The organism is Peribacillus muralis, assembly GCF_001439925.1.
Lineage (GTDB): Bacteria > Bacillota > Bacilli > Bacillales > DSM-1321 > Peribacillus > Peribacillus muralis.
The window spans coordinates 100391-116335 of sequence record NZ_LMBV01000010.1 but is presented as its reverse complement, the minus strand read 5'-3'; the positions used below and the strand labels follow the sequence as shown (position 1 = coordinate 116335).

General features: G+C 42.9%; 14 protein-coding genes and 1 tRNA gene. 14 read left to right on the top strand and 1 reads right to left on the bottom strand.

What is annotated here, in order from left to right:
• The 12 genes from ASU00_RS14170 (at position 1) to rlmN (ending at position 11423) form a co-directional block, all read left to right on the top strand.
• A tRNA-Phe gene (locus ASU00_RS14170) sits at positions 1 to 69 on the top strand.
• A 403-nt stretch (positions 70 to 472) separates the two neighbouring features.
• Positions 473 to 1891 carry a peptidoglycan DD-metalloendopeptidase family protein gene (locus tag ASU00_RS14165; protein ID WP_057914123.1) on the top strand — a complete coding sequence of 473 codons (1419 nt, stop codon included), beginning with the start codon at positions 473 to 475 and terminating at the stop codon, positions 1889 to 1891.
• 282 nt (positions 1892 to 2173) lie between these two features.
• Positions 2174 to 2884, top strand: a complete 711-nt coding sequence (yycF, locus tag ASU00_RS14160; protein ID WP_057914122.1) for a response regulator YycF — start codon at positions 2174 to 2176, stop codon at positions 2882 to 2884.
• Positions 2885 to 2889: 5 nt separating this feature from the next.
• On the top strand, positions 2890 to 4722 hold the full coding sequence (gene walK, locus ASU00_RS14155) for a cell wall metabolism sensor histidine kinase WalK (protein WP_057914121.1): 1833 nt from the start codon (positions 2890 to 2892) through the stop codon (positions 4720 to 4722).
• Positions 4719 to 6056, top strand: coding sequence for a YycH family regulatory protein (locus ASU00_RS14150; protein WP_057914120.1), 1338 nt, complete (start codon positions 4719 to 4721; stop codon positions 6054 to 6056). The genes walK and ASU00_RS14150 overlap by 4 nt, the downstream gene beginning before the upstream one ends.
• Positions 6043 to 6840 (top strand): two-component system regulatory protein YycI, encoded by a 798-nt coding sequence (locus tag ASU00_RS14145; RefSeq protein ID WP_057914119.1) that lies wholly within the window; start codon positions 6043 to 6045, stop codon positions 6838 to 6840. Before ASU00_RS14150 ends, ASU00_RS14145 begins: the two co-directional genes overlap by 14 nt.
• A 6-nt stretch (positions 6841 to 6846) precedes the next feature.
• A complete protein-coding gene (locus ASU00_RS14140) occupies positions 6847 to 7641 on the top strand; it encodes an MBL fold metallo-hydrolase (protein WP_057914118.1) in 795 nt (264 codons plus the stop codon).
• Positions 7642 to 7910: 269 nt separating this feature from the next.
• A complete protein-coding gene (locus ASU00_RS14135; protein ID WP_057914117.1) occupies positions 7911 to 9131 on the top strand; it encodes a S1C family serine protease in 1221 nt (406 codons plus the stop codon).
• A gap of 149 nt (positions 9132 to 9280) precedes the next feature.
• On the top strand, positions 9281 to 9442 hold the full coding sequence (locus ASU00_RS24560; protein WP_081092338.1) for a CxxH/CxxC protein: 162 nt from the start codon (positions 9281 to 9283) through the stop codon (positions 9440 to 9442).
• 175 nt (positions 9443 to 9617) lie between these two features.
• Positions 9618 to 9755, top strand: a complete 138-nt coding sequence (locus ASU00_RS25470) for a hypothetical protein (protein WP_161809739.1) — start codon at positions 9618 to 9620, stop codon at positions 9753 to 9755.
• A gap of 52 nt (positions 9756 to 9807) precedes the next feature.
• On the top strand, positions 9808 to 10287 hold the full coding sequence (gene rlmH, locus ASU00_RS14130; protein ID WP_057914116.1) for a 23S rRNA (pseudouridine(1915)-N(3))-methyltransferase RlmH: 480 nt from the start codon (positions 9808 to 9810) through the stop codon (positions 10285 to 10287).
• A 68-nt stretch (positions 10288 to 10355) separates the two neighbouring features.
• Positions 10356 to 11423, top strand: coding sequence for a dual-specificity RNA methyltransferase RlmN (gene rlmN, locus ASU00_RS14125; RefSeq protein WP_057914115.1), 1068 nt, complete (start codon positions 10356 to 10358; stop codon positions 11421 to 11423).
• A gap of 60 nt (positions 11424 to 11483) precedes the next feature.
• On the opposite strand, the gene ASU00_RS14120 is transcribed toward rlmN, so the two are convergent.
• A complete protein-coding gene (locus tag ASU00_RS14120) occupies positions 11484 to 11816 on the bottom strand; it encodes a heme oxygenase (protein ID WP_057914114.1) in 333 nt (110 codons plus the stop codon).
• 249 nt (positions 11817 to 12065) lie between these two features.
• Between ASU00_RS14120 and ASU00_RS14115 the strand changes: the two genes are divergently transcribed.
• Together ASU00_RS14115 and ASU00_RS14110 are read left to right on the top strand one after the other, a co-directional pair.
• Positions 12066 to 13514, top strand: coding sequence for a DEAD/DEAH box helicase (locus ASU00_RS14115; RefSeq protein WP_057914113.1), 1449 nt, complete (start codon positions 12066 to 12068; stop codon positions 13512 to 13514).
• 336 nt (positions 13515 to 13850) lie between these two features.
• Positions 13851 to 15914: a catalase gene (locus ASU00_RS14110; protein ID WP_057914112.1), complete on the top strand. Its 2064-nt coding sequence runs from the start codon at positions 13851 to 13853 to the stop codon at positions 15912 to 15914.
• The last annotated feature ends 31 nt before the right edge of the window (positions 15915 to 15945 follow it).

Below are 15945 nucleotides of genomic sequence, written 5' to 3'. Positions count from 1 at the left end.
CAGTAGCTCAGTCGGTAGAGCAAAGGACTGAAAATCCTTGTGTCGGCGGTTCGATTCCGTCCTGAGCCATTCTTAATGAAAACGCCCTTGCTTGGGGCGTTTTTTTTGTATCCTACGTATTATAAATGAAATCTCGTTATTGGATTGTTATTGATTTGTAATATAACAATTTTCACCAGTTAGTACTTCGCTTCGGATTAACCTTTACTACGCCTGCATCCACCCTTATTAATGCTTAAGATTCATCTTTCTATGTAGAAATATTTATTGGAACATGTTGTAAACATTTATACAGTTCTATTACATTATGAAGTCTATTTCTTGTTTTTTTTCCTCATATGGTAGAGTAATGAGTGGAAAAATATTATGAAATCAGTCATAGGCACGTGCATTTTTAAATTGGACTAATAAATCTCAACATACATTTGATTAGTTTCTTAATTGGTGACTGAGCCAGTAAGGAGGAACATATATGTTTAGCTCAAAGGCAAAGGGAATCACCTTGTTGCTCGTTTCCTTCGTATTCATGCTTGCAGTAAATCGGGTTACGGCTGCAGGCCTCTCGGATACTACAACCATTCACCATGTTTATGTTAACGACGAGTTCGTCGGGAGTGTGACGGATGAAGAAAAGGTAGAGAAAATTGTCGCGGATAAGGTAGAGGAAGCACAGGAAGAATATCCTGATTATACATTCGATAAAGAGTCCCAGCTGAAGTTTGTACCTGAAGAGGTATTCGATCGGGAAGTGAAAGACGATCGGGCTGTTAAGGGAATTTCCGATCGGTTGGATATTAAGGCAAAAGCGTATGAAATTGATATAGATCATCAAGCGGTCGCTTATGTCCCATCAAAGGGTGATGCGGAGGAAGTGTTGAAAAAGCTCATGCTACTCTATGTCGATGAAGAGGAATACGAACAATATGAAACAGCTAAAGATGAGGATGACAAAGCTGATGAATCGTTAAAGGAACCAGGAAGCAGAATCCTTGATATCGAATTTTCGCTTCCGGTTACGTTTAACGAGACAAAGGTCGATCCTGATGAAATCATGACCGTCGAGAAAGCCATCACCATGCTCGAAGAAGGCAAGGAAGAAAAGGTCATCTATGAGGCTAAGAAGAATGAGGATTTGGAGTCAATTGCAACTAGCCATGATATGGACGCTAGTCGACTGTTGGAGCTGAACCCAGGCCGGAATGAAGGCAAGGACCTTAAGGAGGGCGATCGTCTCTTAGTGACTGAGCTTGTGCCTTATGTGAACGTAATGGTAGAAAGGGAAGTATATAAAGAAGATCACATTCCTTTTGAAAAGAAGGTCAAGGAGGATGACGACCTGCCAAAGGGAGAGATCATCACTGAACAAGTAGGCAATGACGGGATCGAGGCTTTCACCTATAACGTTTCCGAAACGAACGGTAAAAAAATCAGTGAAGCGATCACGAAAAAAGAAATAACGGATAAGGCCAAAACGGAAATCATCAAAAAGGGCACGAAGGTCATTCCGTCACAGGGAAGCGGCACATATGCATGGCCTGCAGATGGAGGCTATATATCCAGTAAGCAGGGCCAACGATGGGGGAAACTCCATAAGGGAATTGATATCGCTCGTCCTTCCTCGAGAACCATTACGGCCGCCGATCATGGAATCATTGAATCTGCTGGAAACTCCGGCGGGTATGGAAACAAGATAACGATCAATCATAATAATGGATATAAGACAGTGTACGCCCATCTCAATTCAATTGATGTTAAAGCAGGACAAAAGATTGAAAAGGGTGCAAAAATCGGGATGATGGGTTCAACAGGGAACTCGACAGGCGTCCATCTCCATTTTGAAGTATATAAAAACGGGTCGCTTGTAAATCCGCTAAACTATATAAGTCAGTAATTGATGGAAGTCTTCGAAAAATATTCGAAGGCTTCTTCTGCTTCCCATATAGATGAGAATAATAGGAAAAAGGTGATTTAATGCCTATAAAATGATAAAGTAGAATAGATACAATTCGCTTTCATTCAGGTGTTCAGGCCCTCTTATTGGGTATATGTATAGAACTTTTGCTAATCCAGGGTAGATAGATTGGTGCAGGCAGAAGGAAAAGTGAATAAAGGTCCCGGATAAGGACACGGTTTTTAATAGATTGAAGTTAGTTATTAAAAAGGAGATAAGCATATGGATAAGAAAATTCTAGTAGTGGATGATGAAAAGCCAATCGCTGATATATTGCAGTTCAATCTGAAAAAAGAAGGCTATGAGGTATTTTGTGCTTATGATGGCAATGAAGCGCTGAAAATGGTGGAAGAACGTCAGCCTGATTTGATTCTGCTTGATATCATGCTGCCGCAGCGCGATGGCATGGAGGTTTGCAGGGAGGTCAGGAAGAAGTATGAAACGCCGATCATCATGCTGACTGCCAAGGATTCAGAGATTGATAAAGTGTTAGGTTTGGAGCTTGGTGCAGACGACTATGTCACAAAACCATTTAGTACCCGGGAAATAATTGCCCGTGTCAAAGCGAATTTAAGGCGTCAGCAAGCTGTCCCTGTTCCTGATCAAGATGCCAACGAACCGAAGGAAATTACGATCGGGACGCTCACGATCCATCCGGATGCCTATGTGGTATCAAAGCGGGGCGATACGATCGAATTAACCCACCGTGAGTTTGAGCTGCTTCATTATTTGGCCAAGCATATCGGTCAGGTCATGACACGGGAGCACTTGTTGCAAACCGTTTGGGGCTATGATTACTTCGGTGATGTACGGACTGTCGATGTAACGGTCAGACGCCTGCGCGAGAAGATCGAAGATAATCCAAGCCATCCTGGCTGGATTGTAACTAGAAGAGGGGTCGGTTATTACTTGCGTAACCCTGAGCAGGAGTAGTCCTTATGAAAAAGGTTGGGTTTTTTCGCTCAATTCATTTTAAATTTGTCCTGATTTATGTGTTGCTCATATTCGTTGCGATGCAAATAATCGGGGTATATTTTGTTGGGGAATTGGAAGAAAATCTTGTCGGGAACTTCACGAAATCGATAAAGGGTCACGTTAACCTGCTTACCTATAGTATAGGGGAAGAAATGGAGCAAGAGAGGGGAGAGGAAGACCCAACCCTCGAAGAAGCGATTGATACGATATTGAAAGACCGTGATAATTCATCCAATGATATTTCTGAGGTGCGCGTTATCGATACCCGCAGCAGGCGGGTGATCGGAACCTCTGACCCCAGTAAACAGGATATTGTCGGAAAAAAGACCACAGAGATCCTCATCAAGAATACGCTCGTTTATGGGAAAGAGGATAATGATGTTTTCCGCGATCTTAAGACAGGCAGGAGGCTCTGGGTTCTTTCGACACCGATCGAAGCAAATGGCGAGGTCATTGGAGCCGTCTATGTAATAGCCGAGATGGAAAATGTGTTTGAGCAGATGGATGAAATCAATAGTATCTTCATGACGGGTACGGCCATTGCCTTGGTCATCACCGCCATTTTGGGGATCCTGCTCGCACGAACGATCACCCGGCCCATGTCGGATATGAGAAAACAGGCCCTGGTCATGGCGAAAGGGAATTTTTCCAGAAAGGTCAGGGTATATGGTGATGACGAAATTGGTCAGCTTGCCGTCACTTTCAATAATTTGACCAAGAAGCTTCAAGAGTCGCAATCAAGCACGGAAGGAGAGCGGCGCAAGCTTTCATCCGTCCTTACCAATATGACGGACGGCGTGATTTCGACGGACAGGCGCGGCCGGGTGAACTTGATCAACGAACCGGCGGCACAGCTATTGAACATTTCGCGTGAAACCGTCATGAACCAGCCGATCATTGAGGTATTGGGTCTTGAAGAAGAATATAAATTTGATGATTTACTGGAAGAACGGGAATCCGTCATCCTTGATTACAGCAAAAAGAACCAGCCGTTCATTTTGAGGGCGAACTTTTCGGTGATTCAAAAGGAAACGGGCTTCGTCAATGGCTTGATTTCTGTTTTGCATGATATCACCGAGCAGGAAAAAATCGAGAGTGAACGCCGGGAATTCGTTGCCAACGTATCCCATGAGCTTAGGACCCCGCTTACGACCATGAGGAGCTACCTGGAGGCTTTGGCTGAAGGGGCATGGAAGGACGAGGAAATCGCTCCATCCTTCTTAAGTGTGACCCAAAATGAAACGGAGCGAATGATCAGGCTCGTCAATGATTTGCTGCAGCTTTCGAAAATGGACAGCAAGGATTACAGGCTTAAAACCGGCTGGGTCAATTTCAATAAGTTCTATGATCATATCATCGATCGTTTTGAAATGACGAAAAATGACGATATCACGTTTAAGCGTGATTTGCCTAAAGAAGCTTACTTCGTCGATATTGATGAGGATAAGATTACTCAGGTTCTTTATAATGTAATCTCCAACTCGCTAAAATACTCACCTGAAGGCGGGCAAGTGACCTTCAAAGCGATGGCTTCCGATGGCTTTATCGTGGTAAGCATTAAAGATCAAGGCGTGGGCATCCCGAAAAACGTCATTGATAAAATATTCGACCGGTTTTACCGTGTCGATAAAGCAAGGGCGCGGAACTTAGGTGGAACCGGTCTTGGCTTAGCGATCGCAAAAGAAATGGTCGTGGCGCATGGCGGGAAAATTTGGGCGGAAAGTGTGGATGGAAAAGGAACTACGGTATTCTTTACACTTCCTTACGAGCAGGAAGAAGAGGATGATTGGTCATGAATTTTGAACGTGCAAAAAGCATTATACTGATAATTTTGGTGGGGACGAGCATTTTCTTGACCTGGAGCATTTGGACGTATGAGCCTGAGTATGATCAATTGAGTCAATCGACGGACTATATAAAGATAAAAAGCGATGTGCAGATCGTCAGTGATATCATTAAACCGGTTAGTATCCTTTTTCATGGTAACGGGCAGCATTTCCGGACTTCCGACCCAATCGAAATAGGCAGGATGGAGAAGGAATATTCGCAATGGAGTTTTAGCGGTGTCAGAGAGATATCGGTAAAGAGGCTACAAAGGAAATTCGATGATTTCGTCCATGAAGACGGATCGGTAGAAATTCAATTTTCCGATGATGTCCCAATATCCATCTATAAAACGTTATTGAATATTACCGATAAGGAAGTGCCTCCCTTTTCCTTTGACCGGATTATCATTAAGCAAAGGGATATTGGTGAAAAAGTATCCGCCGTATATTTTGTTTCATACAGTCAAGAGAAAATCTATCAGGGTATGGTGGATTCCAAAAGAATAAAAGGTTTCATGAGTAAGTTCTATACGGGTTCTTATAATAAGCACCCTGAATACACGGCAGAAGTGATAAACAGCAAAAAGACGCTGTTCGTACCGGAAAAGCCGGTGGAGATTAAAAGCTTTCAGTATTATATCGACTATTTGGATATAGCGAAACTGAAAAATGCATTATTTAATTTTCCTAAGTATGTGCGCCAGGAATCGGTTTCGGTCGGCGATGAATACACGGATGGAACAAGGCTGATGACGATCAATAAAGAAAATTACCTGATCTCTTATATCAATCCGGGACAAAAGAGCAAGTCATTTGGCAGTTCGAGTGATCTTCTGCAAAAAAGCATAGATTTCATCAATGATCATGCTGGCTGGGAAGATAACAACTACCGCTACGCCTATATGTCGGAGACTGAGCAACGGGTGGTTTTCCGGTTATTCGTAAACGGTTATCCCGCCTTCAATGAAAACGGAATGACTGAGATTGAACAAATCTGGGGCAAGGAAGAGATTTATAGCTATGAACGTCCATACTTCTCACTTGCCTCGGTTCTCCCGTCAGAAGGCGCACTGAAGACGTTGGCAAGCGGCAGGGAAGTATTGGATCAGTTGAAATCGAAAGATAATATCGATTTCAAGAACGTGGAGGACATCTCTATCGGGTATAGACTGAATAAATCCCTTGATTCCAAGCTAGTTACCTTGGTCACCCTTGAACCCACTTGGTATTATCGTATCGGCAATAAATGGTTCATTGTGCCTTTTGAAGGAGATACGGGAGGCGATCAAAGTGGATTGGAATAATACAAAGTCAATATTCATCATGGTGTTCTTCGTTTTGAATATCTTTCTTCTTTATCAATTCCTTGAAAAAATCAATGACTACCAATATGAGAATTTCGCGGAATCCTCAACGGATGAGCTTTTGAAGGAAGATGATATTTCCATAGAAGTCCAGCTTCCGAAACAAAAGCTGAAGGACCAGTTCCTGACAGCGAAAAGCAAGACGTTCGAGAAGAAAGATATCCAGTATTTGAAAAATCAAAAAGCAAAGATCATTGATGATAAGAAGCTTGTAGGCACATTCAAAACACCGGTGGGCATGAAGGCGGACATTAATGAGGCAGACCTAGATATATTCCTGAAGGATTATGTATTAAAAGGTAATGAGTACCGCTTTTGGAGTTATGACAAGATCAACCAGACGATCATCTGTTATCAAGTGGCAGATAATAAGATGTTTTTTAATAACAGTAAGGGGAAGGTCACTTTATATTTGAATAAAAAAGGTGAAATCGTCTCCTATGAACAGATGTATTTAGAGGAAGTTGAAAAGTTCAATAAACCTAAAGAACTGGTCACTCCTATCAAAGCGATTAGAGCTTTATATGACAATCGTGATATTGTTCCAAAAAGCAAAGTCACGAACATAAAACTGGGTTTTTATAATTCGCTGCAGACGACTTCCATGTCCCATTTACTTGTGCCGACATGGTGGGTGGTCCTTGATAACGAAACGGATCTTTTCGTGAATGCTTTTGACGGAGAGGTCATTGAATTAAATACTGAAGAAAAAATACTGGAGTGAGTATGTATGACTATGCATTTTAGTGTTCTCGCCAGCGGGAGTACAGGAAATGCCTTTTTCGTGGAAACGGAGGATCAATCCTTTCTTGTCGATGCCGGATTAAGCGGCAAGGCGATGGAGGCATTGTTCCAGGATATAGACCGGGATATGTCGAAATTATCCGGGATCCTTGTTACCCATGAACATAGTGACCACATTAAAGGGCTGGGCGTGGTCGCCAGAAAATATAAGCTGCCGATATATGCGAACGCTAAGACATGGAATGCGATGGAACGCTCAATCGGCTCCATTTCAACCGAGCAAAAATTCACGTTTGAAATGGAACAAGTCAAAACGTTCGGCAGTCTTGATATAGAGTCATTTGGTGTTTCGCATGATGCTGCCGAACCGATGTTTTATGTTTTCCATCATGAAGATAAGAAGCTTGTGGTCATTACTGATACAGGGTATGTAAGTGATCGGATGAAAGGGATCATATCGAATGCCGATGCCTATGTTTTCGAAAGCAACCATGATGTTTCGATGCTGAGGATGGGTAAATATCCATGGAGCATCAAGCGCCGGATACTAAGTGATGTTGGACATGTCTGCAATGAAGATGCCGCTCTTGCGATGAGTGAAGTGGCCGGTGATAAGACGAAACGCATTTACCTGGCCCACTTAAGCCTTGATAACAATATGAAGGATTTAGCAAGAATGTCGGTGGAGCAGACCTTGAAGACAAAGGGGATAGTCGTTGGCGAGCAATTTTCCTTATTCGATACTGACCCGAAACGACCAACCGAGCTCGTTACGTTATAAAGGAAAGGGATGGATAAGGGAAACCTGTTCATTCCTTTTTTTATTGCTGAAAATTCCATTCGAACGTTACAAACTGGTTTAATTGGGGTATCGTTTGGTTAGAACTGTATAAGTATAGGAAAAACGGCTGACCTAAGTCAAATAAGCTCCCTCTTGAAATAAGGATACCTTTTTTTAGAATAAATGCGTTAATTAAGTATAATTGAGGGAGGATACGAAACAATAGAATGGCTATTATTACTTTCCTAAAATGAGAGGATGAAGCGGTCTTGGGTTATTATGATGATCATGATGAGAACCGAAATAAACGGAAAAAGGGTCATGCAAGCTATTTTCTAACTGGCTTGGGAGGCGCGATCATTGGTGCTTTACTTATATTATTGGTTTTTCCCGGAAGCGGAATACTTAATGACGAAAATAATGATACGTCAACACAGAAATCAACAAGTAACCAGCCTTCGAGGCAATCGCAGCAAAGCCTTGCTGTAGATGTAACAAGTGCCGTCACCGATGCAGTCGATAAGTCAAGCGACGCAGTGGTCGGCATCACCAACATCCAGGAAACGAACTTCTGGGGCCAAGGGAAAAATGCTGATGACAGTTCGGCCGAAGCTGGCACAGGCTCAGGTGTCGTATACAAAAAGGATGGCGGAAAAGCCTATATCGTTACGAATAATCATGTTATTGAGGGCGCCAATGAGCTGGAAGTGACATTAAGTGACGGTACTAAACTGCCTGCAAAGCTGCAAGGAAGCGACCCGTGGACAGATTTAGCGGTCATCGTCGTGAATGGTGATAAAATCAAGACGATTGCAGAGTTCGGAAAATCGGAAAAATTGAAGCCGGGTGAGCCAGTGATTGCTATCGGTAACCCTCTCGGCCTCCAATTCTCTGGTTCGATCACACAAGGAATCATCTCCGGTTTGGAGCGTACGATAGAGGTCGATATCAATGAGGACGGACAAGTGGATTGGAATGCAGAGGTCATCCAAACGGATGCGGCGATTAATCCAGGCAACAGCGGTGGCGCCCTCGTAAATATGTCAGGGCAGGTCATCGGAATAAATTCGATGAAGATTGCAGAAAATGCCGTAGAAGGGATTGGACTTTCGATCCCGATCGACTCGGTCATTCCAATCATCAATGACATAGAGGAATTTGGTGAAGTGAAACGCGCATTCTTGGGTGTGAATTTGGCATCCGTAGAAGAAATATCACAATACCATCAGCAAAATACGTTAAAACTGCCAAAGAAAGTAACGGCAGGTGTTGCGATAACGGGCGTTCAAAGCAATTCCCCGGCATCTAAAGCGGGATTGAAGGAATTTGACGTCATCGTTGGAATGGATAATGAAGAAATCCATGACGTCGTGGAACTAAGAAAATACCTTTATAATGAGAAGAAGATCGGCGATAAGGTTAAAATCATTTATTACCGTGACGGAAAGAAAGAATCGGCTGAAGTTACACTTTCAAACAGCGAAATTTAACATGCATAGGACAGGGGGCAGCATTGCTTCCTGTTCTTTATATTCTCTTGCGCTTTTTTTATTTTTTGTTACGATTACCTGTGGATATATGAGAAGTTAAAGATACTGAGTACCTTGTGGATAATAGTTTAAGAAAGGGGGAAGCAAGGATGGAATTATATTGCTGTCAGGAGCACGTGGAAATGGCGTTGGATGAAGTGGTATACGAATGTGAAACTTATCCGGTTTTAACGCAAGTTTCGGAAGAAAAACAGTTATCAACAACCTGTGAATATTGTCGAAACGTGGCAATATATCTAGTAGGGAACTAATATTCCCATACAAGATGTGGATAGAAAATGTGGATATGTGGATAACTTTTGTGGATAACATGTTTGTAACCTGTTCTTAACATTTTTTCACGATGCATTTCATTAGGACTGGGGATAAGCTAACGTGCAGATATCCGCGTAACTATTTTCGCAACATCCATCAAGGGGATGGGTCATGTTGACCAATTTCCTTCTCGCTGAACCACTGGTTGCCGCTGCCTCGTATAGGGTCAGCGTTTTTTTAGGTGATGCTGCCATCTTTGTAATTGGAAGTGATTTGCTTGTTTTGCTTATAGGCATCTGTGAGGTATGATAATAGGTAGGCAAATCCAACAAACATAAGGAAAGCTAGAGGATATTTATATATGAAAATAACGATCATGACGGTTGGCAAGCTAAAAGAAAAATACTTAAAGCAAGGTATCGCTGAATATACAAAAAGGTTAAGTGCCTATGCTACTATAGAACTTGTTGAAGTACCGGATGAAAAAGCACCAGAGAACTTGAGTGCAGCGGACATGGAGATTGTAAAGCAAAAGGAAGGTGAACGCATCCTCGCTAAAATCAGCCCCGACACCTACGTCATAACGCTTGAGATCAACGGGAAGCAGCTTACCTCCGATCAGCTGGCCACTCATATCGACCAGCTGGCCACTTATGGGAAAAGCAAAATAGCCTTTATCATTGGCGGTTCGCTCGGGCTTAGCACCGAGGTGATTTCAAGAAGTGATTATGCCCTTTCCTTCTCCAAAATGACCTTTCCGCATCAATTGATGAAGCTCGTTTTATTGGAGCAAATATATCGGGCCTTCCGGATAAATAGAAATGAGCCCTATCATAAATGAGCTGATTATAGAGGAATGGCTTGTAAGGCTATAGATTTAAATCTTAATGTATGAAAAGAGGGTAACTAATGATGAAAGAGTCCATTTATGGTTTAACATTCGAACAATTGACAGCATGGCTTTTGGACCGTGGTCATAGGAAATTCAGAGCACAGCAGGTCTGGGAGTGGCTTTATCGGACACGTGTGACGAGTTTTTCTGAAATGACCGATGTTAATAAAGATTGTATCCAGCTACTGGAGGAGCATTTTTCAATCCAGACCTTGACTGAGCACGTTAAGCAGGAATCAGCTGACGGCACGATCAAGTTTCTGTTTAAATTACAGGATGGAAACCTTATCGAAACCGTTATGATGAGGCATAAATACGGAATTTCGGTTTGTGTCACCACCCAAGTGGGCTGCAATATCGGCTGCAGTTTCTGTGCAAGTGGTTTATTGGCGAAAAGCCGTGATTTATCCAGCGGGGAAATTGTCGAGCAAATCATGAATGTCCAACTGCATCTCGATAAATTGGAGCAAAAGGATGTCGTCAGCCATGTCGTAGTAATGGGAATTGGCGAGCCGTTTGATAACTTTGATAACATGATCGACTTTTTGAAGGTGCTTATGGATCATAAGGGTCTTGCCATTGCTGCTAGGCGCATTACCGTTTCGACGAGCGGTCTTGCCAAGAAAATTTATGAATTCACCGATACTCAATTACAGGTGAATCTGGCAATTTCCTTGCATGCACCTAATAACGAGCTTCGGACAAAGATCATGAAAATCAACCGGGCGATTCCAATTGAAAAATTAATGAAATCACTTGATTATTATTTGGAAAAAACGAATCGGAGAATTACGATTGAATACATCCTATTGAAGGATGTCAATGATCATAAAGAAGAAGCCGAACAGCTCGCCGATCTTTTGGACGATAAAAAACATCGCCTCTATGTTAACCTGATTCCATATAATCCGGTAGATGAGCATAGTCAATATCAAAGAAGTGAGAAGGAGTCCGTTCTCGCGTTCTACGATACGTTGAAAAAAAGGGGCGTCAATTGTAAAATCCGCCAAGAGCATGGGACGGATATTGATGCAGCCTGCGGACAGCTAAGAAGTAAGCAAATCAAGAAAGCCGAGGCGCAATAAAGTCTGGGTAATAAGCACAAGAAAAAGAGGCAGCGCATTAGCGGCCTCTTTGCCATAAATTCATTTTGCTATTTCCTTTACCGAGGCAACTTCATATGTAGTAAGCTCGCTGCCTAAGATCGGTGATTCCTTTTTAGGTGAATCGGAACTTGATTCTGGTCGTTTATGTGCAGCTTTAAATGCATCGCTATTTCTCCAAGCAGTAAAGTTCTCGAGGTTCTCCCAGTACATATTAACGCTCAGTTCATCATGATCCGTTAAGTTCTGGGTCAATAATACTTCCACCTTCACAAAACCTTCCATCGTATCAAGTGGACCTGGTGCAGTAAATCCTGGAGCCATAACTGCCCCCATCCCTTTTTTGACTCTGATTCTATTCGTCACGATTACCATAAATCAGCTCTCCTTTTGGATATCTGTTATTCAAGCTACACCTTTTTTCATACATATTTTAGCATGCTGAAAAGCAGCCGGTCCATTTTGATTGATCACGATCGTTTCCTCGATTACCCAAGTTTTTCATTGCAAATGGATAATTGCATCGTTTATCGTACTATATCGCGTATAATAGAACCTTGTATAAGGCAATTACGATCATGGAAACAATAAGGCAAGATACTAAACAATAAAAGAGGCTGTTATATGAATGAATTAAATTTTTCTGATTATACATTAAGTGATGAAATTGTTAGGGCATTGGAGAGCTTAGGATATCAAAGCCCGACGGAAGTGCAGCGTGAGGTGATACCGGTCGCATTGAAAGCGCAGGACCTTGTCGTGAAATCGCAAACCGGAAGCGGCAAGACCGCTTCTTTCGGGATCCCGATATGTGAAATGGTCGATTGGCAGGAGAATAAGCCACAGGCGCTTATTTTAACGCCGACACGTGAACTTGCGGTTCAGGTAAAAGAGGATATCACCAATATAGGCAGATTTAAACGGATCAAGGCCACTGCGGTTTATGGAAAACATCCATTTGCCCTGCAAAAAGCGGAATTAAAGCAAAAAAGCCATGTAGTCGTGGGAACCCCGGGCCGAGTTCTCGATCATATCGAGAAAGGGACATTTGCCTTGGAGCGCCTTACACATTTGGTGATTGATGAAGCGGATGAAATGCTTAATATGGGCTTCATCGAACAAGTGGAGGCCATCATTAAAGAGCTTCCGAAAGAGCGAGTAACGATGCTGTTTTCTGCGACGTTGCCCGAGAGTATAAAGAAGCTGTGCAAGCAATATATGAAGAATCCCCTGGATATTGAAATTAAAGCTAAAGGGTTAACGACGGATAAAATCGAACATGCCCTTATTGAAGTGAAAGAGGATGACAAGTTCTCTCTGCTCAAAGACATCACGATTACCGAAAACCCTGATAGCTGCATCATTTTTTGCAGGACGAAGGATCGGGTCGACCAAGTATGTGAACAGCTGGTGGAGCTGGATTATCCTTGTGATATGATACATGGCGGCATGCTTCAGGAAGATCGGCTTGCGGTGATGAATGAATTCAGACGAGGCGAATTCCGCTACTTGGTGGCGACGGATGTTGCCGCACGCGGAATTGATATAGATAATATCACCCACGTCATTAACTATGACCTGCCGCTGGAGAAGGAAAGCTATGTACATCGGACAGGAAGAACGGGCCGTGCCGGTAAAAAAGGCAAAGCCATCACGTTCGTGACACCTTATGAGGACAAATTCCTGACTGAGATCCAAGAATACATCGGCTTTGAAATCGAAAAGAGGGCTGCTCCTTCAAAAGAAGAGGTATCAAACAAAAAAACCGACTTCGAGGCGAAGCTGGAAGCTCGTCCAAAAATAAAAAAAGACAAAAATGAAAAATTGAATAAACAAATCATGAAGCTGTACTTTAATGGCGGGAAGAAAAAGAAAATCAGAGCGGTAGATTTTGTCGGCACAATCGCTAAAATTGAAGGAGTGAAAGCAGAAGATATCGGAATCATCACGATTCAAGATAATGTCTCTTATGTGGAAATCCTCAATGAAAAAGGACCGCTCGTCTTGAAAGCGATGAAAAACACGAAGGTCAAAGGCAAGCTTTTGAAGGTTTCGGAGGCCTTTAAAAACTAAAAGTGTTGAATGAAAAGAAGCGGAAAGACCAAAAAATTGGTCTTCCTGCTTCTTTTTTTATGTTTTGTAGCCCAACCCGGTCTTACACAACTAGGGGGAGGAATAATTCAACCTATCCTGGCGTGATTGGACAGGATTCGAGCGTGATTCGACCTGGTTGGGAGATAATTCGACCAAATCCGGAGATATATCAACCTAATAATAATTTTTTGGAATGCTGTTTATCCTTCAAAATAGAGTGGTATATGAGGAAGTATACAGTAAATATTTTCAATAATAAAAATACATACAACATGAATCGACCTTAATTTTTTTGATATGGAGGGGAATGAAAAAATGGTAAATGAAAGCGGGAAAATCAATGAACAAAGCAAAAATCGACAGTTGGATCAATATCGAGTGGATGATACCGGGAAAAAGATGACGACTAACCAAGGGTTGCGCATTTCGGAGGATGAGCATTCTTTGAAAGCGGGAACCCGCGGTCCGACATTGATGGAGGACTTTCATTTCCGTGAAAAGATGACCCATTTCGACCATGAGCGAATTCCTGAGCGAATTGTGCATGCACGTGGGTCAGGGGCACACGGATATTTTCAAGTATATGAGCCGATGACTGAATTTACAAAGGCTAAATTTCTTCAAGACCCTTCGGTCAAGACCCCGGTATTTGTTCGTTACTCCACTGTAGCCGGTTCGCGGGGATCGGCAGACTCGGTTCGTGATGTAAGGGGATTTTCGACAAAGTTCTATACTGAGGAAGGAAACTATGATTTGGTCGGGAATAATATGCCGGTATTTTTTATCCAAGATGCGATTAAGTTCCCTGATTTGATTCATGCGGTGAAGCCTGAGCCTCATAACGAAATACCACAGGCCGCTTCCGCTCATGATACTTTTTGGGATTTTGTCGCCAATAATGAGGAAACGGCACATATGATTATGTGGCATCTTTCCGATAGGGCGATCCCGAGAAGCTTTAGGATGATGGAAGGGTTCGGTGTCCATACATTCCGTTTTGTAAATGAAGCAGGCGTAGCCCATTTCGTTAAATTTCACTGGAAGCCTGTCCTTGGGGTTAAATCGCTTGTCTGGGATGAAGCGCAGAAAATCGCCGGAAAGAACCCCGATTTCCACCGCCAGGATTTGTGGGAAGCGATTGATACAGGAAATTATCCTGAATTTGAATTTGGCGTGCAATTGATCAAGGAGGAGGACGAATTCAATTTTGACTTCGACATTCTCGATCCTACTAAACTATGGCCCGAAGAACAGGTGCCGGTGAAAATAATCGGGAAAATGGTCTTGAACCAAAATCCTGATAACTTCTTTGCAGAAACGGAACAGATCGCTTTCCATCCTGGACATGTTGTACCAGGCATTGATTTTTCCAATGATCCGCTGCTTCAAGGACGTTTATTCTCATACACCGATACACAGTTATCGCGATTGGGAGGCCCGAATTTTCATGAGCTTCCGATTAATAGGCCGGTTTGCCCCTTTCATAACAACCAGCGCGATGGGATGCATCGAATGTCAATCAATCCAGGACCGGTCAGCTACCATAAGAACTCCCTTGCAGGTAACTCGCCAGAACCTGCTTCAGAAGCGGAAGGCGGCTATGCACACTACCAGGAAAAGGTCGATGGCAGGAAGGTGCGTGAGCGCAGTGAAAGCTTCAAGGACCATTATAGCCAAGCCAAGCTATTCTGGAATAGCATGACGGAAGTGGAGAAAGAGCATATTATTTCTGCTTTCCACTTTGAAGTGGGAAAAGTGAAAAGTATGGACGTTCAGCAGCAGGTTGTCGAGATGTTCAGCCATGTAGATCTCGATCTGGCCCGAGCAATCGCCAGCGGTGTCGGAGTGAATCCTCCAACAAACAAGAAAGAGGCCGAAACGGAGCTGTCCTCTCCTGCTCTAAGCCAAGAGCAGATGAAAGTGAAAACGGCCGCAACAAGAAAAGTGGCAATCTTGGCTGCAGATGGTTTTAATGGAACTGAGGTTCAGCAAGTATTGGAATCGTTTAAGATGGCAGGAATTACTGCGGAAATCGTCAGCATTAATCGAGGAATGATTACAAGTTCAACAGGACAGCAGGTTGAAGTGAATCAAACATTCCTGACAGCCGATTCGGTATTGTTCGATGCGGTGTATGTAGCAGGAGGTCAGGAAAGTGTTGATGCTCTAAAAACATTGAAGGACTCGATTTACTTTGTGACCGAAGCTTACGATCATTTCAAGGCAATAGGTACAGGAAAAGAAGGAGTCGATATCTTAACGAAGGCAGGAATAGGTTCTTTTGATTCAAATGCAGGTGTAGTAGCCATTACTGATGAAAATAGCAGTACTGCCTTTATCGAGGCCATTGCCAAGCACCGACACTGGATACGCGTATAATAAAAAAACCCCAGACCATTAAGGTTTGGGG